Source organism: Mariniflexile sp. TRM1-10 (genome assembly GCF_003425985.1).
GTDB lineage: Bacteria > Bacteroidota > Bacteroidia > Flavobacteriales > Flavobacteriaceae > Mariniflexile.
This window is the reverse complement of record NZ_CP022985.1, coordinates 4,688,444-4,711,876: the sequence shown is the minus strand read 5'-3', so window position 1 is coordinate 4,711,876 and position 23,433 is coordinate 4,688,444. Positions and strand designations below refer to the sequence as shown.

Genomic DNA, 23,433 nt, shown 5'->3' with positions numbered 1-23,433 from the left:
TAGGGGGCTAAATATTTCCATATGAATTTAAGAATACTGCTTTTTTCAAATGCCATAATAGCTACATTACTTTTTGTTAGCTGTAGTAGTGCTGTAAGAGAAAAAGCAATGAACCAATCAAAGAAAGAAGTGATTTCAATAATTCATAAAGTTAATACACATTGGCAGGAAAACCATTCCGATCTTGGCAATGCTTTTTGGAATGTTGCGGCATACCATACAGGAAATATGGAAGCTTACAAAATAACTAAAAACAAAGACTATCTTAATTATTCGTTAGCTTGGGCAGCTAAAAATGAATGGATGGGTGCCAAATCCCAAAATAAATCCGAATGGAAATATGATTATGGCGAAACAGACGATTATGTGCTATTTGGAGATTGGCAAATTTGTTTTCAAACTTATATTGACCTTTATAATATTACAGGAAAAAAGGATAGCTCTAAAATTGCTCGTGTGCGAGAGGTCATGGAATATGAAATGAGTACCCCACAAACCGATTATTGGTGGTGGGCAGACGGTTTGTATATGGTGATGCCCGTCATGACCAAGATGTATAACGTTACAGGTAATGACCTTTACTTGGAAAAATTAAATGAGTATTTATCTTATGCCGATAGCATTATGTACGATGAAGACGCAAAACTCTATTATCGTGATGCTAAATATGTATATCCCAAACATAAAAGCGCCAATGGCAAAAAAGATTTTTGGGCACGTGGCGATGGTTGGGTTTTTGCAGGGTATGCTAAAATAATTCAAGACATGCCAAACACTGCTAAATATAAGCAGGACTATATGAACCGATTTAAAGATATGGCAAAAGTCTTAGCCAAAGCACAACAAGAGGAAGGTTACTGGACGCGTAGTATTTTGGATGCAGAACACGCACCTGGACCAGAAACTAGCGGTACAGCCTTTTTTACTTATGGTTTTTTATGGGGCATAAATCAGGGCATTTTAGATAAAGAAATCTATTTGCCAGTGGTTAAAAAAGCATGGCATTATTTAAAAAATACAGCTTTACAGGAAAATGGCGCCGTAGGTTATGTACAACCCATTGGCGAAAAAGCGATACCCGGTCAAGTAGTGGATGTTAATTCCACGGCCGATTTTGGAGTGGGTGCTTTTTTATTGGCAGCTTCAGAAATGTATCGATTTTTAGATTGAACGTATTTTACGATCAGCAGTGGGCAGTGGTCAGTAGGCAGTGGTCAGTAGTCAAATCAACAATAATCAATAGTAAATAGTTTACGGGCAACAAACCAAATCAACGAATCAACAAATAAACAATAACAATTCCCAATGTCAGACTGAGCCTGTCGAAGTCCTAATTTAAAAAAATAGTTCATTAATTAAATTAACTAAATTATAAATGAGAAAATTAATTTTAACACCGCTGTTTTTGATACTTGTATCTTTAAGTTTTGCACAAAGCGAAGCCAACGAATGGGAAAACCCAACGGTTGTAGATCGCAATAAAGAAACAGGAAGAGCGTCTTTTGTTTTATATGAAGATGAAACATCGGCGCTTACAGACCTCCCTGAAAACTCTAAATTCTATCAAAGTTTAAATGGAGAATGGAAATTTACTTTAGTAAAACAACCTGCAAACAGACCACTGGATTTTTATAATGTCAACTTAGATGATTCTAATTGGAGCACTATTAACGTGCCTTCTAATTGGGAATTACAAGGTTTTGACATCCCTATTTATACCAATATTGTTTATCCGTTTCCTAGAAATCCTCCCTATATAGATGGGAGTTATAACCCTGTTGGTAGTTATAGAAAGCAGTTTACCGTGTCTGGTGACTGGGATGGCAAAGAAATTGTTTTGAATTTTGGGTCTATTTCAGGATACGCTAGAATATTTGTAAATGGAAATGAGGTTGGAATGACGAAAGCTTCAAAAACCGCTGCGGAATTTAATATTACCAAGTATATAAAAAAAGGACAAAACCTACTTGCAGTTCAGGTATTTCGTTGGCATGATGGTAGCTATTTAGAAGATCAGGATTTTTGGCGCTTAAGTGGTATAGAACGTGATGTGTATTTACAAGCCATGCCGAAAACGACTATTTGGGATTACTCTGTTGAAGCCAATTTAGACGATGCTTATAAAGATGGCATCTTCAAAGTAGCTGTAGATTTAAGACAGTTTGAAGCCAAACCTTCAAAAAGCCAATCGATTTCCCTAAGTCTTTTAGATTCATATGGTAAAGTTGTGTATTCCGAAGAAAGGAAAATAAACCCTTCAACCAATACCATTAATTTTTCAGCTACACTAAAGGATGTTTTAAAATGGAGTGCAGAAACACCCAATTTATATCGGTATGTATTAAAATTATCTGATAAAAAAACATCTCAAGTTATTTCGAAAAAGATAGGTTTTAGAAAGGTAGAAATTAAGGATTCCCAATTAATGGTTAATGGGCAACCTTTAATGGTAAACGGTGTAAATCTGCACGAACACCATGGTGTAAAAGGGCATGTCCCAGACAGGGAAACCATGTTGGAAGATATTAAGTTGATGAAACAAAATAACATCAATGCCATAAGAATGAGCCATTACCCCCACGATCCATATTTATACACTTTGTGTGATGAGTATGGCATGTACGTAGTCGATGAAGCCAATATTGAAACACACGGCATGGGTGTAGAAAAGCAGGCAAGTTTAGATAAAACGAAACATCCTGCCTATTTACCAGAGTGGGCACCAGCGCATTTAGATAGAATAAAAAGAATGTTGGAACAGAACAAAAACCATACGTCAATCATTCTTTGGTCTATGGGTAACGAATGCGCCAACGGACCTGTTTTTTATGATGCTTATAAATGGCTGAAAGCGCGCGATAACACACGTTTTGTAATGTTTGAACAAGCCCATGAAGACATGAACACAGACATTGTTGCACCTATGTACCCAAGCATTAATAAAATGAAGGACTATGCGAATGGTAACGACCCACGCCCGTTTATTATGTGTGAGTACTCGCATGCCATGGGAAACAGTAATGGTAATTTTCAGGAATATTTTGACATTATAAGCACTAACAAAAAAATGCAAGGCGGTTTTATTTGGGATTGGGTAGACCAAGGCTTGAAAACCGAAACTGCAGACGGTCGCATGTTTTGGGCTTATGGTGGCGATTTAGGTGGCGAAAACTTACAACACGATCAAAATTTTTGTGCTAACGGATTGGTAACAGCAGACAGGATTCCACATCCGGGACTTTTTGAAGTGAAAAAAGTATATCAAGATATTCAGTTTGAGCAGAAAGAAAGTAATAGGCTCGTGGTTTCAAACCGTTTTAATTTCAGCAATTTAAACCAGTATAATTTCAAATGGATTTTAAAGGCTAATGGTAAAGTTGTTGAAGAAAAAACATTTCAAGTTTCAGCAAAACCAAATGAAAGTAAAGAAATTGCTTTAGAACTTCCTGTTTTGGAAAGTAACAAAGAATATTATCTAGAAGTTTATGCATTCACAAAAAATGCTACAAAAAGCATTCCTGAAAATCATGAAGTTGCCCGCGAGCAGTTTTCATTAGGAACCACAACTTATTTTGATTCAGAAGAAGCAAATGAAGGTGACATCGTATTCAAAATTGAAGACAAGGTGCTTTCTTTTTCTAACAACCTCGTTAATGGGGAATTTGATTTAGCTACGGGCAAATTAAAAAAGTATGCATCCGTTAAAAAGGGTTCTAAAACGATCTTAAACTTTCCAGAGCCTTATTTTTGGCGCGCACCAACCGATAACGATTATGGTAATAAAATGCCGGAACGTTTAGGCACATGGAAGAATGTCCATAAAAATATGAAGCTTGAAAATGTAACCGTTGGCAAGAAAACAAAGGAAGGCATTCCAATTAAGTCAGCGTTTCTTATTTCAGAATTACAGGTTCCTTATACCGTAGATTATGTAATTAAAAACAATGGCGCTATACAGGTGACTGCCCATATTGATATGGGTGCTAAGGAACTGCCTGAATTACCACGCTTTGGTATGCGAATGGTTGTCGATGGTCGTTTTGATAATTTAACCTATTACGGTCGTGGTCCATGGGAAAATTATTCCGATAGAAATACAGCCGCTTTTTTAGGAATATATAACGATGAGGTTGCTAATCAATTTACTTGGACGTACATTAGACCACAAGAAGCTGGTTATAAAACCGATGTACGGTGGTTGACTTTAACAGATAAAAATAACGATGGTTTGGAAATTATTGGGGAGCAGCCATTAGGTTTTAGTGCTTTGAATATGGCTACTGAAACCTTAGATGGAGGGGATACCAAATCGCAAACACATCCCACGGATATCATTGTGGAAAAAGATAAAGTATACCTGCATGTAGATTTAAAACAAAGAGGCGTAGGTGGCGATAACAGTTGGGGTGCTTATCCTCATAAACAGTATCGTTTGCATGACAAGACATATACCTATTCATACCAGATTAAATTAGTAGAATAAATTAAAATGATAAGAAAACTTAATTTAATTTCAGTGACATTTTTAATGTGCCTATGGTCATTTGCACAAAGTGAAGATGTTTCTATTGAAACAAGTAATAAGACTTTTGAAATAGTAAATCCAGATTATCAGTTGAGCCCTTATACAGGCATGACAAAACAACACTGGAAAGATGCGGCACTTTATCTTCTTGAGGGTGCTTTTGGGTATGTAAATAGTTTAGATGACCCGATGAAATTCCCTAAGCAACCCGGAAAAAGTTATCCGCATGATGAAAGGCGTGTTCCTACCGAAAAGCTGGAAGGTTTATGTAGAACGCTGTTTGTAGCAGCACCACTTTTAAAGGAAAACCCTAATTTAACAATAAACAAAATAAAAGTTGCCGACTATTACAGATATCAAATAGGAAAACTAATCGACCCAAAAAGCGAGTCCTACATTGTTCCTAGACCTAAAAATGGCGGACCAAGTCAAAATTTAGTAGAGTTTGGGGCATTAGCAGTGTCTCTGTTAATTAATCCAGAAGTCTTATGGGAACCGTTGCCGCAGCATCAAAAAGATGAATTAGCTAAAGCGATGTTGAGCTATGGCGATGGCCCTACGGTAGATTCAAACTGGAAGTTCTTTAACATTTTTGTATTAAGTTTTTTTAAGGATCAAGGTTATGATGTCAATGAAAAATTACTGGTAGAATATTTAGAAAAATCCTTAACGCACTACCGTGGACAAGGTTGGTATAACGATAGTCCAGCTTATGATTATTATAGCATGTGGGCATTTCAAATGTATGGTGCGATATGGTCTGAATATATTGGGAATAAATACTATCCGGAAATCGCTTCGAAATTCAAGGAAAATTTCAATGATTTAAAAGATAATTATCCCTATATGTTTAGCGAAAATGGGGAAATGATCATGTACGGACGAAGCATTAGTTATAGAATAGGAGCCATCATACCATTTCCATTAATGGGGTTGGAAACCGATTCAAATATAAATTATGGGTGGATGCGTAGAATTTCATCAGGTGTGATAAAACAATTTTTCACACATCCCGATTTTATGGAAGATCATGTGCCTACACTTGGTTTTTATGGTGCTTTTGAGCCAGCTGTTCAAGTTTATAGTTGTAGAGGAAGCGTGTATTGGATGGGAAAAGCTTTTTTAGGGTTGCTTATTCCAGATGATAACCCTTTCTGGACAGCCCCAGAAAACAATGGTGCTTGGGAAACCGAGTTTCAAAAGGATAAAGTTTATAATAAATACCAAGGCGCTTCAGAAATTTTAATTACCGATTACCCAAATATTGGTGCTTCCGAAATACGTGCTTGGTGTCATGAAAAAGTAGAAGACGATTGGCAAGGATTCAGGGCTACAGAAAATTATAATAGACTCTCATATAACAGTGCGTTTCCTTGGCAAGCCGATGGTGAAAACGGCGAAGTAGCCATGAATTATATGGTTAAAAACAAAGAAAATAAGTGGGAAGCCTTTAGATTGTTCACTTTTAAAAAGTTTGAAAACGGTATCTATTACAGAGATGTCGTTTTGGAAACCGATGAAAGTATTAAATTTAGTTTGGCGGATGTTCCTTTAGCGAATGGTATTTTAAGAGTTGATAAAAATAATAGCAATCATCCTATAGAGATGCGATTAGGACATTATGCGTTGCCTAAATTGAACAACGAAATGGTTGTCACCAAAAGAAATGTGAAAGGGTATGATATAACAATTATTGATAATGGTGCATACCAATTAGCCTTGGTGCCCTTGTTGGGATGGGATAAAACAGATGTTGTAAAAGCGAAAGGATTACACCCAGAAAGCGAGGAAAGCGCAGTGATTAATATCACTAGAAATGAGATTCTAAATGGAAAAAAATCACCTATTTATGCAACTTTAATGCTTTGGAAAAGGTCAGGAGAAACATGGACTAATAATGAATTACTCCCAGTCAAAAAAATGACAAGCGCAAATGATGGCACTGTTACTATGGAAATGAAAGGTGGTATAGAGAGAAATATCCAGTTTTAAATTGTGAATCGTGAATTCTGAAAACGTGAAAGGTGAAAGGTGAATCGATTAATGTGAATTGTTAATCGTGAATTGTGAAAAAGAATCGAGAAAAGGTCTAGGTGTCGTCATTAAAAAAAACATCTTTCTAACAATCTAACAATCTAACAATCTAACAATCTAACAATCTAACAATCTAACAATCTAACAATCTAACCAAGACCCAACACCTAATATCAATAAAAACATGAAATTACTAAGAATCTTTACCGTAGTTATAATGGCTATTGTATACCCACTCCAAAACCATTCGCAAACATTCGAATTTGACAACCCTATTGCTGAACAGCGTGCAGATCCTTGGGTACATAAAACAGATGATGGTATCTATTATTTAATAGCCACAGTTCCAGAATATGACCGTATTGTTATACGAAATGCCAATAGTATAAACGGTTTGAAAGAAGCTAAAGAAAAAGAAGTTTGGCATAAACACAAAACAGGCGTTATGGGGCATCACATTTGGGCTCCAGAACTACATAAAATAGACGGGATTTGGTATATTTATTTTGCTGCAGGAGAAGCCGAAAATATATGGAACATCAGAATGTGGGTACTATCCAATCCATCGGAAGACCCCATGAAAGGAGCATGGACAGAAGCAGGACAAATAAAAACCCAAAAAGAGTCTTTTTCATTAGACGCGACAACATTTGTACATAAAGAAAAGAGATACCTCATTTGGGCACAAAATGTAAGGGGTGGAAGTCATGGTACAGCCTTGGTACTATCTGAAATGAAAAACCCAACGACCCTTACAGGACCAGAAGTGATTTTGACAGAACCGGAATTTAGCTGGGAAAAAATGAAATATAATGTCAATGAAGGACCCGCAGTGATTATGAAAAACGAAAAAATATTTGTAACCTATTCAGCCAGTGCTACCAATCACAATTACTGTATGGGGTTGTTATGGATTGATGCAGAAGCGGATTTGTTGGATGCTTCCAATTGGCATAAATCTCCAGGACCTGTTTTTTATACAAATGAAGATTTAAAAAGATATGGACCTGGTCATAATTCATTCACCACAGATGAAGATGGGAAAACTACCGTCATGATTTACCATGCACGTGACTATAAGGAAATACAAGGACATGAATTATCCGATAAAAATCGTGCGACCCGGGCCCGTGTTGTAGAATGGACAGAAAAAGGGTATCCAGATTTTATGCAAAATACAACTGATTAATGTTAGAAGAAAGCTTAGTTTTAAGATATTGTGTATTTTATAGGCAGCTTTTGTTAATCAAGCTACTTTGTAGGAATAAAAAAAGATAAAAAAAGGGCTTCAATTTTTTGAAGCCCTTGTCATTACCGGTAGCGAGAGGGGGCACTAAAACATTAAGACTTCGCAAAATCCAATAAGGGTTGATACTCATTTACATCGGCTAGTTTTACGGCCTTTAGATATGTTTTACGAGTATCACCTGCTTCTGAGAGGTTATATGCACCCCAAGAAAAGGGTTCTTTATCGAATAGTTTTTCAATAATGATGTCGGCCATTAGCCTACTATGCCTTCCATTTCCATTAGGAAAACAGTGGATGCTCACCAAACGGTGTTTAAAGCGTATGGCTATTTCTTCAGGTGGATAGGTATTGTTTTCTATCCAAAATAAAGTGTCATCGCAAAGTATTTTAAGTTGCATTGGAATTAGGTGTTTATCAATCCCAATGTTTTTATCGGTTTTTCTAAATTGACCAGCCCAATCCCAAATATTGCCATACATGCGTTTATGTAAATCACAAATGAATTTTTCTGTCAATACCTGTTTGGGTTTAAATTTTTTACTGAACACCCACTGTAAAGCCTCTTCAATATTGAGTTGCTCGAACTCATCCAATTCACCTTTAGTGGAAATTGTTTCTATTAGTAGACCTTCTTTTTCTTCTTCTTCAATAGGTGTTTGCCCATCGATATATTCTAGGTTTAATCCCATAGCATTTTAGGCATTTCATTTTTGATAATAGCGGTACGCTCTTCTATGGCTTTTTTAAGACGCTGCTTTGAATTTTCCTGATCCTCGAGCTTCATAGTATTAGACGTTCTGGAAACGATGTGAATAGCTAATTCTTTAGCTTTTCGCTCTATCAAATCGTCTAATGTGCCATCTTTAGGGACGAAACCATACACTAATTGCATGTCGAGCGCATTAGCCGTGTCTTTTAGGGTTTTAAGGGTGATATTACCTTCTTTTTCCCTTTTCTCAATTTCCTGAACACTCTGCTTGGTAATGGACAATTTACCTGCTAACTGCTGTAAAGACATTCCCAAGGAAACCCTAACCGCTTTGAGCCAACCCGTTGGTGGTGGCGTTACTTGAGCAGCTACCGTAAATCCTTTTAATTTGCGGTCTAATTGTTCTAATTGTAATTTCTTTTTGTTCATAATTTAAGGATTTAAGCTGACATATTAAATACAAAAGTAAGTCTTTAGGCTGACAAAATCAAACTTTTAGTCAGCTTATAGGATGACTAAAATAAATATTAAGTAAGGTTACAAGCTGACGACATTTGTATTTATATATTTAAAGTACAATTAATAGATACTGAACCCAATTAAATGACCGGCAATTAAAAGCTGTCAAACGCATGTTAGATGAAGGACCAACAGGATTTGAAGGTGGTATGACCGCTAAAAAATACATGCGGATTACCCAAACATCTAAACCTACAGCAACAAGAGATTTACAAAAGCTCGTTGATTTAAACGTGCTTAAAGTTGAAGGTGATGGACGTAGCACTTCTTATCAGATTAATTTCTTAGATTAATCTAAAGAATTCTCCGCTATCGAAAGCGGAACGCTTGTAATAAACCATCATTTGTTGTACCCAAGCCATTTTTTAGGAATAAAAAAAGAGCTTCAATATCTTGAAGCCCTTGTTATTGCTTGTAGCGAGAGGGGGGCACGATCCCCCGACCTCCGGGTTATGAATCCGACGCTCTAACCAACTGAGCTACCTCGCCTAATTTAAGGCTGCAAATATAAAAACAATATTGTTGTCTGCAAACATTACTTGAGTAAATTATTATTAAAAATTATTACGGTACTTATTAATTAATGTATATATTGGGAACTTAAAATTTTCACAGTACTTATGGACGAAAAAATTAAATTTGAAATTGAATTTACGATACAGGCGTCACCTCAATTAATTTATCAATACATATCGACACCCTCTGGTTTATCGGAGTGGTTTTCAGATAATGTGAATTCTAGGGGTGAGTTATTTACTTTTATTTGGGATGATAGTGAAGAAAAAGCAAAATTGATAAGTAAAAAAACAGGCGAACGCATTAAATTTAAATGGTTGAATGATGAAGACGATCAAATCTCTTATTTTGAGATTAAAATTCAGGTAGATGAGATTACGAAAGATGTCTCGCTAATAGTCACGGATTTTGCCGAAGAAGATGAAGTTGAAGAATCTAAAATGCTTTGGGAAAATCAAATTTCCAGTTTAAAGCAAGTATTAGGGTCAGCTTAATTCCAAAACAATATATTTAAATTATATTTGTCCCGAATTTATTTCGGGACTTTTTTTATGACGAATTTTAACGGAACTTTTTTAGAACAAGAGCAATTATTATCAATCAATAATAGGGGGTATGCGTACGGAGATGCGCTTTTTGAAACTATAAAAGCGTCACATGGAAAATTATTTTTTTGGGAAGATCACTATTTTAGGCTCATGGCGTCTATGCGAATTATGCGTATGGAGATTCCAATGAATTTCACCATGGAATTTCTTGAAGAACAAATTAAAAACACATTAAAAGCGGCGAATTTAGACACGGCTTCGGCAAGAGTTAAATTGTCGGTTCATAGAAATGAAGGCGGTTTGTATTTACCAAATACCAATGCTATTAGTTTTATAATCACTGTAAAGCAAATCGAAGACGATTTTTATACATTTCAAGCTGGTTTTTATGAAGTAGATTTGTTTAAAGACTACTATGTGTCGCCTAGTTTATTGTCAACCTTAAAAACCAACAATAAAGCCCTTAATGTTGTCGGAAGTATTTATGCGAAAGAAAATAAACTGAATAATTGTTTTGTTTTAAACACCAACAAACATGTTATTGAAGCATTAAATGGTAATGTTTTTGTTATAAAGGGAAGTACTATTAAAACCCCACCTATTAGCGATGGTTGTTTAAAAGGCGTTATGCGTAAGCAGGTTATAGAGGTTTTAAAAACCTTACCAGAATATGAATTGGTTGAAGAATCGGTATCTCCTTTTGAGCTTCAAAAAGCCGATGAAATTTTTATAACAAATGTTGTTGTAGGTATTCAGCCCGTAACAAAGTACCGTAAGAAGTTATTTAATACAGAAGCATCAAAAACAATTCTGCAGAAATTAAATATAAAATTACGTTTAAGTTAATTATAGTTTGGGTTGTCGGGTGCGTTACTCCATATGCTGTACTCATCTCCAAACTCTAACATTTTTTCTTTCCAAAACGTTTCGTAATTTTTTTCAATGATACTGTTTTTATAAACATTCTCGGTAACTACCCACGAATTCAATTTTAATTCGTTTTCCAGTTGATTGGCATCCCATCCAGAATACCCTAAAAAGAATTTAATATCGTTTTCATTTATAATTTCTTTAGCAATAAGTTCTGCCACCATATTAAAATCACCTCCCCAATAAATATCTAAAGAAATTTCAATACTATTAGGAATTAAGTGTGGAACTTTATGAATAAAATATAAATTATCTTGTTCTACGGGGCCGCCGTTGTAAACCTTGAAAGTGGCTTCCACTTCAGGAACCAAATCGTTAATGGTATAATCTAAGGGTTTGTTTAAAATAAAACCTATAGATCCCTCAGAAGAATGGTCTGCTAATAAGATAATGGACCGGCTAAAAGAGATATCTCCAAAAATGGTAGGCTCGGCGATTAACAAATTACCTTTTTTTGGTGTTGTTGTTACCATATTATATAGGAATTAGTAACTAAATTTAACATTTATTTATTAAAAAAACAACTGTTTTTATGAAATAAAGAAAAAATGCCTCCAAATTTTGGAGGCATTTCTTTTATAAAAGACGTAAATAATTAGTTTACAGCGTTTGATAAATCTGCTCCAGCTTTAAACTTTACAACTTTTTTAGCTTTAATTTTGATAGTAGCTCCAGTTTGTGGGTTTCTACCTTCTCTGGCAGCTCTTTTAGAAACTGACCAAGATCCAAATCCTACTAAAGAAACACGGTTGCCTTTTTGTAAAGCACCTTCAATTTCAATAAGTGCGCATTCTAATGCCTTTTTTGCAGCAGCTTTAGTAATTCCGGCATGTTCTGCCATTGCATCGATTAAATCTGTTTTGTTCATAATGTAATATTTAATTATTAATAAATTGGTTAAACATTTTGTTAAATCCTATTACAAATTTATACGGATTATGCAACCACGCAAGTAATAGCAAGGGAAATACGTAGTATTGTTGATAAATTAGTGCTTTTGTTAATAAAGAACCCGTGTTTTATCGATGAAATTAGGTTATATCAATGATAATAGGGGCTTAGCACATTTTTGCATCGGCTTCAAAATTATAACCGTTTAAAAGTGATTTTGTATCCATAGTACGTTTACCAGGGAGTTTAATTTCCTTAATAATGATATATCCTTTTGATACGGCAACCTTTAATTCGTTTTTTGTTGAAATGATGGTTCCAATACTATAGTTATGTGATGCAGATTCTTTATCTGCTGCATAAATTTTTATGTCTAATGTATCATCTCCATTAATTAAGGTACACCATGCAGCTGGGTAAGGACTTAAACCTCGAATTAAATTGTAAATATTTTCTAACGAATCGTTCCAATCAATTTTACAATTATCTCTATCTAGTTTATATGCGGTTTTAATGTCAGATGATTCTGTTTGCGGAATGGTTTTAACCGAATCTTGCTGTATTAATTCCACAGTTTTTAAAACCAATTCGCTACCAATATGCATTAATTTATCGTGTAAGCTACCTGCATTTTCTTCTGGGTTTATAGCAATAGAATCTTGAAGAATCATATCGCCAGTATCAATTTTTTCGTCAATAAAAAAGGTTGAAACACCTGTTTTTGTTTCACCATTAATAATAGCCCAATTAATGGGCGCGGCACCTCGGTAGTTTGGTAATAATGAAGCGTGCAAATTAAAAGTACCATATTTAGGCATTTGCCAAACAACTTTTGGTAACATTCTAAATGCCACTACAATTTGTAGATTGGCGTTGAGTTGCGTTAGCTCATTTAAAAAATCCGCACTTTTTAAATTGGTTGGTTGCAAAACGGTTAGATTTTGAGATACAGCATATTGTTTTACGGCACTTTCGTTTAATTTCTGTCCGCGTCCTGCTGGTTTATCGGGTGCGGTAATAACACCTACAATATTATAGTTATTCTTGACTAAAGTTTTTAACGTGGTTACTGCAAAATCTGGCGTACCCATAAATACGATTCTTAAATCTTTCATAAATGGCTTAATTTATATGTGTTTGTTGGTGTTATTGATATGATATCGTGTTCTAAAAGTAATTTTAAAACGCTTTTTAATTCGGTTTCAGTACAATTTAAAGCAGCAATCATGTTTCTTGACGATTGGTCGCCGGTTTCCAACAATTCTATAATACGTTTTTTAATGACATTGGCGTCTTGCGGTTTTACCGTTTTTTTAGTACTTGTACAAACCGAACATATCCCACAGGGTTTGGCATCTTTCTCGCCAAAGTAGGCAAGTAGTTGTATGCTTTTACATACTGAATCATTTTCAACATACGCAAGCATAGACTTAACCTGTTGCTGTTTTAATTCGTTTTGTTGTTCGATGATGGCTGCAATCCGATTGATGGTTTTGTCATCTTCACGCGGTTCAATAAAAGTAACTTGTGCATCGGTTTTTGCTAAATGTAAATTTATAACTTCATCACTTTCTAACTTTTGAAGAACCTGAGTTACCATGTTTTCTGTTGTTGAAGCTTTTTCAGCAATTTTGGATAAATCAATTTTGCTGTCATGGTCAAAAATACCACCATACATACGAAGCATCGATTTTACTATTAAATTGAAATTAGTATGATTTTCTAAATAACTAAAAAGTGTAGAACTTGATATGATAAATTGCACCGAAACCTTATTTTTAAATTGTTTTGATAAGGTGATAACACTATTTCTGTCTAATAAAAGTAACGCATTATATGCTAAAATGGTACTAAAACTATAGGTTTTACAAAAGGAATTAAAATCGAAATCAAAAGTTTCGTATTCGCCTTCACCATACGATATTTGAAAATAGCTACACAGTTTCCTATAGACTTGTTTCACATAATCAACTGTTGGTAATACGTTTAAAAACTGATTTTTTACCAAAACTTCGTCGCTATTATTCTTCAAAATAACTGCAAAAGCCTTGTCGCCATTGCGACCCACACGTCCTGCTTCTTGAAAATAACTTTCAATGCTTTCGGGTAAGTTTAAATGGATTACCGTTTTAACGTCAGGTTTATCTATACCCATTCCAAAGGCGTTGGTAGCAACCATGACCTGTTTTTTATTTTGCACCCAGAGTGCCATGTTTGTGTCTTTTTCGGCATTTGTTAAACCACCATGATAATGGGTAGCTGATATGTTTTTTGAATTTAAAAACGTGCTAACATCTAAAGTTAATTTTCTGTTTCGAACGTAAATAATGGAGGATTCCTTATATTTTTTTAAAATGGTTTCTATGCGATAATATTTATCGTTTTCATGATACACCATATAGCCCAAATTGGGTCTGGAAAACGATTGTTTAAATATTTTGGGTTGAATAAAATCGAGTTCTTTTATAATATCATTGACGACTTCGGGAGTTGCCGATGCTGTTAAAGCCACCACATTAACCGAAGGTTGTAATTGGCGTAATAGTGCGATGTTTTTATATGCCGGTCTAAAATCACTGCCCCATTGTGAAATACAATGCGCTTCATCTACAGCTATTAAATTGACGTTCATTTGCCTAATACGTTCTTGCACAAGTTCTTGTTGTAAACGTTCAGGCGATAGGTACAAAAACTTATAGTTACCATAAATACAATTATCTAAAAGTGTATCTAACTGACTGTAAGTAATGCCACTTGTAAGCGCCATAGCTTTTATGCCTTTATCATTAAGTTGCTGTACTTGGTCTTTCATTAAGGCTATTAAAGGCGAAATAACCACACAAATACCTGCTTTTACTAAAGCAGGAATTTGAAAACATAACGATTTTCCGCCACCGGTTGGTAACAGTACAAACGTATCTTCCCCTTCAATTACGGCATTTATAATAGCTTCTTGTTCGGGACGGAATTCGGTAAAATTCCAATAGCGTTCTAATATGTTTATAGGTTGTTCCATTTATAGCTTTAACACTTTTAAAATGTAATCGGTTCGGTCTGCTATGGTGCCAAAAGGGACATCTATTAAACTGTAATTGAACTGTTGGTAGGTATTTAGTAAATGGTCGTGAATTTCCAAGGCTTGTTCAAAGCTTTCGTAGCGCTCATTATCGCTAGTATAAATAGTTTCCCAAGGCTTTAAAACAAAAACAGTATCGTACACTGCATTTTTACAGGCATCTACAAACGACTGTGGATAGGTGTTGCCAATATAATTCATATATGCCAGTACATCTGGAAGGCCTCTGTCAAAAAAAATAACATCTGATTGTAATGTGTTGGCTTCTTCAAATTGTTGTTGCCTGCCTTTTAAGAGCAGTTCGCTGAATAGTAAAGGGTTGGTTAAAAACAACTGGTCAATGCCTTTTTTTTTGGCATCTAAGGTTACCTGACGCGAAATTTCTTCAAGACAGGTGTAACCATGTTTGGTCAATTTGTTTATTAAAGTCGATTTTCCTGTGCCTGGGCCACCTGTTATTACAATCTTTCTTGTGTTCAAAAGTGAAAATTTAGCTGTAAAATTAAGAATTAAGAATTAAGAATTAACAATTAAGAATTAACAATTAGCAATTGTACGTTGATGATTCAAATTCAGAATTCAGGATTATGGATTACGAATATGGAATTTCAGAATCTAGAACCTACACTCTACAAACCCAGAACCCAGAACCTTTGAACAACTCACGACCTACGTTTACGATTCACCTTTTGACATTTCACGCTTCTCGATTCCCATTTCACGTTAGGGATTGCACTGGAAAGCCCACAGCGAGGTACGAGCGAGGACTTGTAGGGAAAAGCCCGACCCGACGCAGGAGGGGAACGCCCAAATTTTAATAGTGTTTATTTTTATAATGTGCCTACTAAACGTATATTTGCAGTATATAAAAGCATTATGGGTACATCTCCAAATTCGGATGAATTTTACGAAAAATTAAAAGCACAGTTATACGACACAACTAGTTGGCCATCGGAATATTTATATAAGTTTATTGTAAAATCGGATGTAGCTGATATCGCTAAGATAGAAGCAATATTTGATAACATGGGAGCTGTGATACAAACTACCGAATCGAAGAAAGGTAATTACACGAGCATTTCCATAAATATTTTGTTGAGGAATCCAGATGCTGTTATAGAAAAGTATAAAGAAGTTGCAGAAAAAGTAGAAGGCGTAATAAGTCTTTAGTTTTTTTTTGTATTTTGCACAAGCATAACCACTACATGCAGTTAACACATAACTCTACACAAATTATTTTGACAATAGACGAATTAGAATACAACACAGAGCGTGAACATTTAATCATACCCGAATACGGACGCCACATGCAGAAAATGATTAATTACGCTAAAACCCGTGAAACCAAGGAAGAACGTAATAAAGTTGCTAGAGCCATTATTTCGGTAATGGGCAATATGCAGCCCCATTTAAGGGATGTTCCGGATTTTCAGCATAAACTTTGGGATCAGCTATTTATAATGGCTAATTTTGAATTGGATGTTGATTCCGATTATCCAAAACCAACAAAAGAACTTCTAGAGGAACGCCCAGAGCCTTTAAAGTACCCACAAAATTTTCCTAAATACCGTTTTTACGGAAATAATATTAAAACCATGATTGACGTTGCCAATACATGGGAAGATGGCGAACTTAAAGAAGCTTTGACCTATACTATTGCCAACCACATGAAAAAGTGTTTTTTAAATTGGAATAAGGACACGGTTGAAGATGATGTGATTTACGATCATTTATACGAGCTTTCTGGTGGTAAAATAAATTTAAAAAATTCGGAAGAAGACCTATCAGACGCTACTAGTTTAATGCGAACCAAAACAAAGTTTGCAAGCAATAATAGCAGTAGTAAAAAAGGAGGTCATCATAAAAAAAACACTTCTACTCACAAAAGAAAACGCTTCTAAGAATATATGGGAACATTTAAAATTGAAGGTGGACACCAATTAAAAGGTAGTATACAACCACAAGGTGCAAAAAACGAAGCGCTACAAATTTTATGTGCGGTTTTATTAACCCCAGAGTTGGTTACTATTCATAATATCCCGGATATTGTTGATGTTAATAAACTTATTAACTTATTAAGAAAACTAGGTGTTAAAATTGAAAAATTAGCACATGGTACCTGTACCTTTCAAGCCGACGAGGTTAATTTAAAGTACTTAGAATCGGATGAATTCAAGATTGACGGTCGTGGTTTACGAGGATCAATCATGATTGTTGGTCCATTATTGGCGCGCTTTGGAAGAGGTTACATCCCTAAACCAGGAGGTGATAAAATTGGTCGACGTAGATTAGATACCCATTTTGAAGGTCTTATTAATTTAGGTGCCAAATTTAGATATAGTAAAGAAGAACAGTTTTATGGTGTTGAAGCTGAAAGGCTAAAAGGCGCTTATATGCTTTTAGAAGAAGCTTCGGTTACAGGAACTGCCAATATAGTCATGGCTGCGGTGCTAGCTGAAGGTCGCACTACTATTTATAACGCTGCGTGCGAACCCTATTTGCAACAATTGTGTAAAATGCTGAACCGTATGGGCGCTAAAATTAGTGGCGTAGGTTCTAATTTATTAATCATTGATGGCGTTGATAATTTAGGTGGTACCGAACATACCATGTTGCCCGATATGATTGAAATTGGTAGCTGGATTGGACTTGCTGCTATGACCAAAAGCGAACTGACTATTACCAATGTATCTTGGAACGATTTAGGCGTTATACCAGCGGTTTTTAGGAAATTAGGTATAACGGTTGAGAAGCGTGGTGACGATATTCATATTCCAGCACATACCGATGGTTATGAAATACAGAGTTTTATCGACGGTTCTATTTTAACAATTTCTGACGCGCCTTGGCCAGGGTTTACACCCGATTTATTAAGTATTATTCTGGTAGTGGCAACACAAGCCCGAGGTAGTGTGCTTATTCACCAAAAAATGTTTGAAAGCCGTTTGTTTTTTGTGGATAAATTGATTGATATGGGTGCTAAAATTATTTTGTGCGACCCACACCGTGCTACCGTAATTGGACATGATTTTAAATCGACTTTAAAAGCAACGAACATGACATCTCCAGATATTCGTGCCGGTGTATCGTTACTTATTGCAGCTTTATCTGCAAAAGGAACATCTACCATTCAAAATATAGAACAGATTGATAGAGGTTACGAACGTATCGATGAACGTTTACGTGCTATCGGAGCTAAGATTGAACGTATAGCGTAGTTTTTAGTTTTTGTAGAAGTAAATTTGCGGTTGGCTTATTGTTGTGATATGAATCTATTTGAATGATTTATATTCATCATTTAGAAATATTAGTTTTTTTCTACTATAATACGTGATTATAATTAATTCTTAAAGGTTGTTTTTTATTTCAATACGATACAAGAATCTTTTTTAGTTGATTAATATCATATTTTATGTGTTTTGCAAAGTATAATTTTGAAAATAACGTTTACCGTTAATTTAAAATTATAACATGGCATTAAAAAAATCAAAAACAGTAAGATTATTTGGAGCTGGTGGACATTCTCAGATCATAAAGCTAGTTTTACAGGAAAATAATCATAAAGTATCAGATGTTTTTGATGATAAACCAGAAAATTGCCATTCTTTTTTTAAGAGTATCACCGTAGGAAACCGAAGTAATTATGACGCATTAAGTGCTGAGGGAGACCCTTTTATTATTGGAATAGGAGATAATTTTCAACGGGCTGAAGTAGCAAGGTTTTTAAAAAGTGATTTTGAAACAGCCATTCATAAATCGGCTATCATAGGCAACAAGGTTATTATTGGTAAGGGAACCGTTATATATGCTGGAGCTGTTATAGGACTAAATTCAATAATAGGAAAACATGTAATAATTAATACATCAGCTAATGTGGGTATTGATAATAAATTAGAAGATTTTGTTCATATTTCTCCAATGGCAGCCTTATGTGAATCGGTCGAAATTGGTGAAGGCTCACATATTGGCGCAGGGGCTATTGTAATGCCAAAAATAAAAATTGGTAAATGGTGTACCATAGGTGCTGGTACAGTTGTTACAAAGGATGTTAAAGACCATTGTGTGGTTGTGGGCAATCCTGAAAGAACTATTAGGTCTAATAAATTTAACTTCCCAAATAAAAAACTAACTAACTAACTAACTTAAAGCTGCCTTATAAACCTGTAAGCAGCGTTCTCTGGCAAATGTATGATCAACAATAGGCGTGGGGTAAGCTAACTCTTGAAAGTCGGGACACCATTGTTTTATGTACTCTAGGTTTTTATCAAACTTTTCTATTTGTGTGGTTGGGTTAAAAATCCTGAAATATGGCGCAGCATCTACGCCACAACCAGCTACCCATTGCCAGTTACCAATATTGCTCGCCATGTCATAATCATGTAGTTTTTCAGCAAAATAGGCTTCACCCCAACGCCAATCAACAAGTAAATGTTTGCATAAAAAACTGCCCACTAGCATGCGTACACGGTTGTGCATAAACCCCGTTTGGTTAAGTTGGCGCATGCCGGCATCTACCAACGGATATCCTGTTTTACCTTCACACCATAGTTCAAATTCAGTTTTATTGTTGCGCCATTCAATACGGTCGTATTGCGGTTTAAAGCTTTGTGTTACCGTATGTGGAAAATGCCATAAAATTTGCATAAAAAACTCACGCCATATCAATTCTTGCCAAAAAATTTCGTTGGTTTCTGCAATGGCTTTAGCTACCATTTTTCTAATGCTTACGGTGCCAAAACGCAAATGCGGACCCAGTTTAGATGTAGCATCTTGAGCTGGAAAGTTTCGCATAGCTTCATAGTTTTGTATCAACTCAGAATCGACATGATATGGTTGCACTTTTTGATTGGATACTTCAAAACCCATATCAGATAAATTGACATTAGCTAAATCTGTTATTTGTACAAAGTTTTGAAGTAAAGTTTCTGATGGATAATGTTTAAAGGTTGACGTTTTAAATTTTTCTTTCCAAGCTTTCATGAATGGCGTATAAACCATATAAGGTAGGCCATTACTCTTTGTTATTTCATTTTTTTCAAAAACAACTTGATCTTTATAACTATGAAAAGCAATGTTTTGGTCTTTTAGAAATTGACCAATTTCTGTATCACGTTTTAAAGCATAAGGTTCGTAATCATGATTGGTGAAAACCGTATCAATGTTATAATCTTGTAGGAGCTGTTTATAGATTTTCAAAGGGTTTCCAAAATACATAGCCAAACTGCTACTGTATTTAGTTTGAAGTGTTTTATTTATATTTTGAAGTGTTTGATGAATGAATGTTACTCTAGCATCATCTTTTGGAAGTTTCTTTAAAATCTCTGTATCAAAAATAAAGATAGGAAGCACGGGACGGTTTCCGCTTAAAGCTTCAAATAACCCATGGTTATCATCCAGTCGTAAATCACGACGAAACCAAAATATGTTAATTGTTTGTTTCATTAAACACCGTTATGTAAACACCAAATAATTCTTCTAACTTTCTAGTTCTGTAATTAAAGATTTCTTCCAATTTTGGTTTAACTAAAATAGGGTGTACTAGCTGACCAAGAAATCCAAAAGGCACTTTGTAATCTATAATATCTTCCATTTCTCCACCGCCTTCAATTTCCTTTATAAAATGTTTGTGATGCCAAAGTGCGTAGAGGCCAAAACGTTGCTCGTCTACAAAATAATGTTTATCTCTAACATGTGTAATTTCAGTGACCCATGTTGTTTTAATCCTTAAAACCGGGGTTACAATATACTGAATGATTTGTTCTGGATACATGGGTTTGTCTGCTCCCGACACCATATGAAAGCCCATGTAATCGGGCGTAATGGTTTTTAGGTTTTCGGGGTTTGATAAAAAATCCCAAGCTTGTTCGATAGAAATTGGTAGATTTTGCTTTTTGTGAAATGTGTAGATTTTCATAGATGTTTAAGCGAGTTCTTAATTATACACTAAAATATATGCATTAAGTGAGGTCGCAATACATAACCAAATCAAGTAAGGCAAAATCAGTAAACGTTTGGCTTTTAAATAGGTTTTAAAATTGAAAAAGAATATACCGACCACAATAGTTAGTATCGCAATGATTGCCAAACCCAATCCTACCAAATGCTGGTTGAAAAATGCGTAGTTCCAACTCACGTTGAGTAACCATTGTATCACAAATAAACCAATGACTCGCTGCGTTGGTTGTTTGAGATACAAATAGCTCATAAAAAATGAAAAACATAGCATGATGGTTGTCCAAGCAGCACCAAAAACCCAACCTGATGGCGTCCATGGTGCTTTGTTTAAATTAATATACCAATCAGTTTGTGGGCCATTATTCATGAGCCAACTTCCCAATGCTAAGGCACCAAAATTGAGAACTAAAAAGAAGACGAGCGTTTTGGTAAATTTCATTTCGTTGATTGAATGGCTTCTGGCTTATTTTAAATGATTCGTGATTTTAGAACTTAAAGGCGTTGTTGCTGATAAATAGTAATCTACATAATTGCCTTTTTCGTCTACTAAGTACTTTTGAAAATTCCATTTCACAGAGGTATCTTGGTTGCCATTTAGTGATTTTTGAGTCAGCCAAGCGTACAATGGATGTTGGTTGCTGCCTTTAACATCTACTTTTTCAGTGATTAAAAAAGTAACACCATAATTTTTTTGGCAAAACGATTTGATGGTTTCTGAACTTCCTGGTTCTTGACCGCCAAACTGATTACACGGTACACCAATAATCATTAATTTATCTTTATAGGTATCATAAAGTTTCTGTAATCCTTCATATTGTCCAGTAAAACCACATTCAGAAGCGACATTGACAAACAGAATTTTTTTGCCTTTATAATCTGATAATTGAATAGGTTGACCGTCAATATCATTGATAGCAATATCGAATAAGGGTTTGGTTGGCGCCATTTGCGCCGACGATTTAGTGAAAAATGATAAAATGAAACACATAGCTACGATTTTTAAAAGAGTCATAATTGAAAATGTTTAGATTTTAAAGATACTAATATCACAGCCATTTGTATTGGTGGATTTTATAAAAAGTTGTAAAAACGATGTATGATTTAATTTCATTTAATTGATATACAGAATTATAAGTTTTTAAAGTTGTTTATTTCTATATCTTTAGCTTTTAAATCGAACATTAAATTATACAAGCCAAAAAAAGTTCGATTCATGTAAATGAAATGTTTAGAGCCACGATTACCATTCATTTTACGCAGTTCGGTATTTTTTGAGTAACGCTGCCCCAAGTCTGTTATTTTTCCAAAGAAATCGGCATCTGAAAAATCAAAAGTATCTGCATGAAATGGTTGTGTAAACAAACTTAATAGTTCGTGAAACATGCCTGTAAAAAAATCAAGTTCTTCTTTCGAATCATTGCTTTTTAAAATTTCAAGTTCATATAATTTAGTTAGAAAATAAGCTTTATTAGATATATTTTCAGGTTTAGCCAATTCAAAATAAGGAATATAAAAATCGTCTGGAATGGTTTTCATGCAACCAAAATCCAGAGCTATAAGTTCGACTCTTTTAGAAACTAAAAAATTACCCGGATGCGGGTCTGCATGTACTTTTCGTAGGTTATGTATTTGAAACATGTAAAAATCCCATAGAGCTTGACCTAATGTATTAGCAGCCTCTTGGTTTTTATTACGAGCTGTAAATTCCGATAAATGCTCACCTTCCATGAAATCCATGGTAATAATTCTTTCGGAAGATAATTCTTCATAATATTGAGGAAACAAAAGGTTTGGAATGAGAGCGCACGCCAACGCAATTTCCTTGCTTTGTTGTACTTCCAAAATATAATTTGTTTCCTCAATTAATTTTCCCTCAATTTCTTTAAAATATTTATCTGAATCTTTCCCTTTAATATTAAACATTTTCATAGCAATTGGCTTAACCAGAGCCAAATCAGAAGCAATACTTTGTGCAATACCAGGATATTGTATTTTTATGGCAAGTTTTTTACCGTTTTTTTCGGCAACATGTACTTGTCCAATACTTGCGGCATTTACAGATGTAGAGTTGAAGGAATCATATAATTCATGTGGTAATTTGCCAAAATAGTTTTTAAATGTTTTTAAGACCAATGCCGGTGATAGAGGTGGCACCGAAAATTGTGACAACGAAAACTTTTCAACATAAGCCTGTGGCAAAATGCTTTTTTCCATACTTAGCATTTGTGCAACTTTTAAGGCACTTCCTTTAAGCTGTTTTAAGCTGTCGTAAATATCTTCAGCATTATTTTCGTTTAGTGTAGCTCTGGCTTGATCTTCAGTTTTTGTTAGCTTGTCTCCATAATACTTTAAATAATTTACGCCAACTTTTGCACCAGTGGTAACTAGTTTGGAAGCGCGTTGTATTTTAGATACCGGAATAGAATCTATTGTTTTCATCTATTTATATTTATTGTTTTGATCAGAAGGAACACCCTTTAT

At 34.9% G+C, this 23,433-nt stretch carries 23 protein-coding genes and 1 tRNA gene; 11 read left to right on the top strand and 13 right to left on the bottom strand.

The genetic code is table 11. The features are described 5' to 3' along the window. The first annotated feature begins 21 nt into the window (after positions 1-21). From CJ739_RS19495 to CJ739_RS19480, 4 genes are all read left to right on the top strand, one after another. Positions 22-1,170 (top strand): glycoside hydrolase family 88/105 protein, encoded by a 1,149-nt coding sequence (locus CJ739_RS19495; protein ID WP_117178389.1) that lies wholly within the window; start codon positions 22-24, stop codon positions 1,168-1,170. A gap of 205 nt (positions 1,171-1,375) precedes the next feature. Continuing rightward, positions 1,376-4,483: a beta-galactosidase, LacZ type gene (gene lacZ, locus CJ739_RS19490; protein WP_117178387.1), complete on the top strand. Its 3,108-nt coding sequence runs from the start codon at positions 1,376-1,378 to the stop codon at positions 4,481-4,483. Between the two features lie 6 nt (positions 4,484-4,489). After that, positions 4,490-6,517: a DUF2264 domain-containing protein gene (locus CJ739_RS19485; RefSeq protein WP_117178385.1), complete on the top strand. Its 2,028-nt coding sequence runs from the start codon at positions 4,490-4,492 to the stop codon at positions 6,515-6,517. Positions 6,518-6,743: 226 nt separating this feature from the next. Further along, positions 6,744-7,748, top strand: a complete 1,005-nt coding sequence (locus CJ739_RS19480; RefSeq protein ID WP_117178383.1) for a glycoside hydrolase family 43 protein — start codon at positions 6,744-6,746, stop codon at positions 7,746-7,748. 152 nt (positions 7,749-7,900) lie between these two features. Here CJ739_RS19480 and CJ739_RS19475 read toward each other — a convergent pair whose 3' ends face one another. Continuing rightward, positions 7,901-8,497 (bottom strand): mobile mystery protein B, encoded by a 597-nt coding sequence (locus tag CJ739_RS19475; RefSeq protein WP_117178381.1) that lies wholly within the window; start codon positions 8,495-8,497, stop codon positions 7,901-7,903. Then, positions 8,488-8,946 carry a mobile mystery protein A gene (locus CJ739_RS19470; protein WP_117178379.1) on the bottom strand — a complete coding sequence of 153 codons (459 nt, stop codon included), beginning with the start codon at positions 8,944-8,946 and terminating at the stop codon, positions 8,488-8,490. The genes CJ739_RS19475 and CJ739_RS19470 overlap by 10 nt, the downstream gene beginning before the upstream one ends. A gap of 203 nt (positions 8,947-9,149) precedes the next feature. Between CJ739_RS19470 and CJ739_RS19465 the strand changes: the two genes are divergently transcribed. Next, entirely contained in the window at positions 9,150-9,329 is a 180-nt protein-coding gene (locus CJ739_RS19465) for a hypothetical protein (RefSeq protein ID WP_117178377.1), read from the top strand. 122 nt (positions 9,330-9,451) lie between these two features. Here the strand turns inward: CJ739_RS19465 and CJ739_RS19460 are convergent. Further along, positions 9,452-9,525, bottom strand: a tRNA-Met gene (locus CJ739_RS19460). Positions 9,526-9,656: 131 nt separating this feature from the next. On the opposite strand from CJ739_RS19460, the gene CJ739_RS19455 reads away from it, so the two are divergent. Further along, entirely contained in the window at positions 9,657-10,046 is a 390-nt protein-coding gene (locus tag CJ739_RS19455; protein WP_117178375.1) for an START-like domain-containing protein, read from the top strand. Between the two features lie 57 nt (positions 10,047-10,103). After that, positions 10,104-10,946 carry an aminotransferase class IV gene (locus tag CJ739_RS19450; RefSeq protein WP_117178373.1) on the top strand — a complete coding sequence of 281 codons (843 nt, stop codon included), beginning with the start codon at positions 10,104-10,106 and terminating at the stop codon, positions 10,944-10,946. Here the strand turns inward: CJ739_RS19450 and CJ739_RS19445 are convergent. The 5 genes from CJ739_RS19445 to CJ739_RS19425 form a co-directional block, all read right to left on the bottom strand. Next, entirely contained in the window at positions 10,943-11,503 is a 561-nt protein-coding gene (locus CJ739_RS19445; RefSeq protein ID WP_117178371.1) for a YqgE/AlgH family protein, read from the bottom strand. The two genes, CJ739_RS19450 and CJ739_RS19445, sit on opposite strands and share 4 nt — an antisense overlap. Positions 11,504-11,625: 122 nt before the next feature. Then, a complete protein-coding gene (locus CJ739_RS19440; protein WP_117178369.1) occupies positions 11,626-11,898 on the bottom strand; it encodes an HU family DNA-binding protein in 273 nt (90 codons plus the stop codon). Between the two features lie 190 nt (positions 11,899-12,088). Next, positions 12,089-13,036 (bottom strand): methionyl-tRNA formyltransferase, encoded by a 948-nt coding sequence (gene fmt, locus CJ739_RS19435; protein ID WP_117178367.1) that lies wholly within the window; start codon positions 13,034-13,036, stop codon positions 12,089-12,091. Further along, the gene (locus CJ739_RS19430) at positions 13,033-14,937 is read right to left on the bottom strand and encodes a RecQ family ATP-dependent DNA helicase (protein WP_117178365.1); all 1,905 of its coding nucleotides are present in this window, start codon (positions 14,935-14,937) and stop codon (positions 13,033-13,035) included. Before CJ739_RS19430 ends, fmt begins: the two co-directional genes overlap by 4 nt. Then, complete coding sequence (locus CJ739_RS19425; RefSeq protein ID WP_117178363.1) at positions 14,938-15,477, bottom strand: AAA family ATPase; 540 nt, start codon at positions 15,475-15,477, stop codon at positions 14,938-14,940. It lies immediately after the preceding gene. Between the two features lie 396 nt (positions 15,478-15,873). Between CJ739_RS19425 and CJ739_RS19420 the strand changes: the two genes are divergently transcribed. The 4 genes from CJ739_RS19420 (at position 15,874) to CJ739_RS19405 (ending at position 19,134) form a co-directional block, all read left to right on the top strand. Further along, a complete protein-coding gene (locus tag CJ739_RS19420; protein WP_117178361.1) occupies positions 15,874-16,167 on the top strand; it encodes a DUF493 family protein in 294 nt (97 codons plus the stop codon). 35 nt (positions 16,168-16,202) lie between these two features. Next, the gene (locus CJ739_RS19415; protein WP_117178359.1) at positions 16,203-16,898 is read left to right on the top strand and encodes a DUF4290 domain-containing protein; all 696 of its coding nucleotides are present in this window, start codon (positions 16,203-16,205) and stop codon (positions 16,896-16,898) included. A gap of 6 nt (positions 16,899-16,904) precedes the next feature. Next, positions 16,905-18,215: a UDP-N-acetylglucosamine 1-carboxyvinyltransferase gene (murA, locus tag CJ739_RS19410; protein WP_117178357.1), complete on the top strand. Its 1,311-nt coding sequence runs from the start codon at positions 16,905-16,907 to the stop codon at positions 18,213-18,215. A gap of 253 nt (positions 18,216-18,468) precedes the next feature. After that, positions 18,469-19,134 (top strand): acetyltransferase, encoded by a 666-nt coding sequence (locus CJ739_RS19405; RefSeq protein ID WP_117178355.1) that lies wholly within the window; start codon positions 18,469-18,471, stop codon positions 19,132-19,134. Here CJ739_RS19405 and CJ739_RS19400 read toward each other — a convergent pair whose 3' ends face one another. From CJ739_RS19400 to CJ739_RS19380, 5 genes are all read right to left on the bottom strand, one after another. After that, the gene (locus CJ739_RS19400; protein ID WP_117178353.1) at positions 19,135-20,439 is read right to left on the bottom strand and encodes a cryptochrome/photolyase family protein; all 1,305 of its coding nucleotides are present in this window, start codon (positions 20,437-20,439) and stop codon (positions 19,135-19,137) included. Then, positions 20,423-20,911 carry an SRPBCC family protein gene (locus CJ739_RS19395; RefSeq protein WP_117178351.1) on the bottom strand — a complete coding sequence of 163 codons (489 nt, stop codon included), beginning with the start codon at positions 20,909-20,911 and terminating at the stop codon, positions 20,423-20,425. The genes CJ739_RS19400 and CJ739_RS19395 overlap by 17 nt, the downstream gene beginning before the upstream one ends. Before the next feature lie 18 nt (positions 20,912-20,929). Next, positions 20,930-21,391, bottom strand: a complete 462-nt coding sequence (locus CJ739_RS19390; RefSeq protein WP_117178349.1) for a TspO/MBR family protein — start codon at positions 21,389-21,391, stop codon at positions 20,930-20,932. Between the two features lie 24 nt (positions 21,392-21,415). Next, positions 21,416-21,898 (bottom strand): glutathione peroxidase, encoded by a 483-nt coding sequence (locus CJ739_RS19385; RefSeq protein WP_236951669.1) that lies wholly within the window; start codon positions 21,896-21,898, stop codon positions 21,416-21,418. 182 nt (positions 21,899-22,080) lie between these two features. Continuing rightward, positions 22,081-23,391, bottom strand: a complete 1,311-nt coding sequence (locus tag CJ739_RS19380; RefSeq protein WP_117178345.1) for an ABC1 kinase family protein — start codon at positions 23,389-23,391, stop codon at positions 22,081-22,083. Positions 23,392-23,433 lie beyond the last annotated feature (42 nt).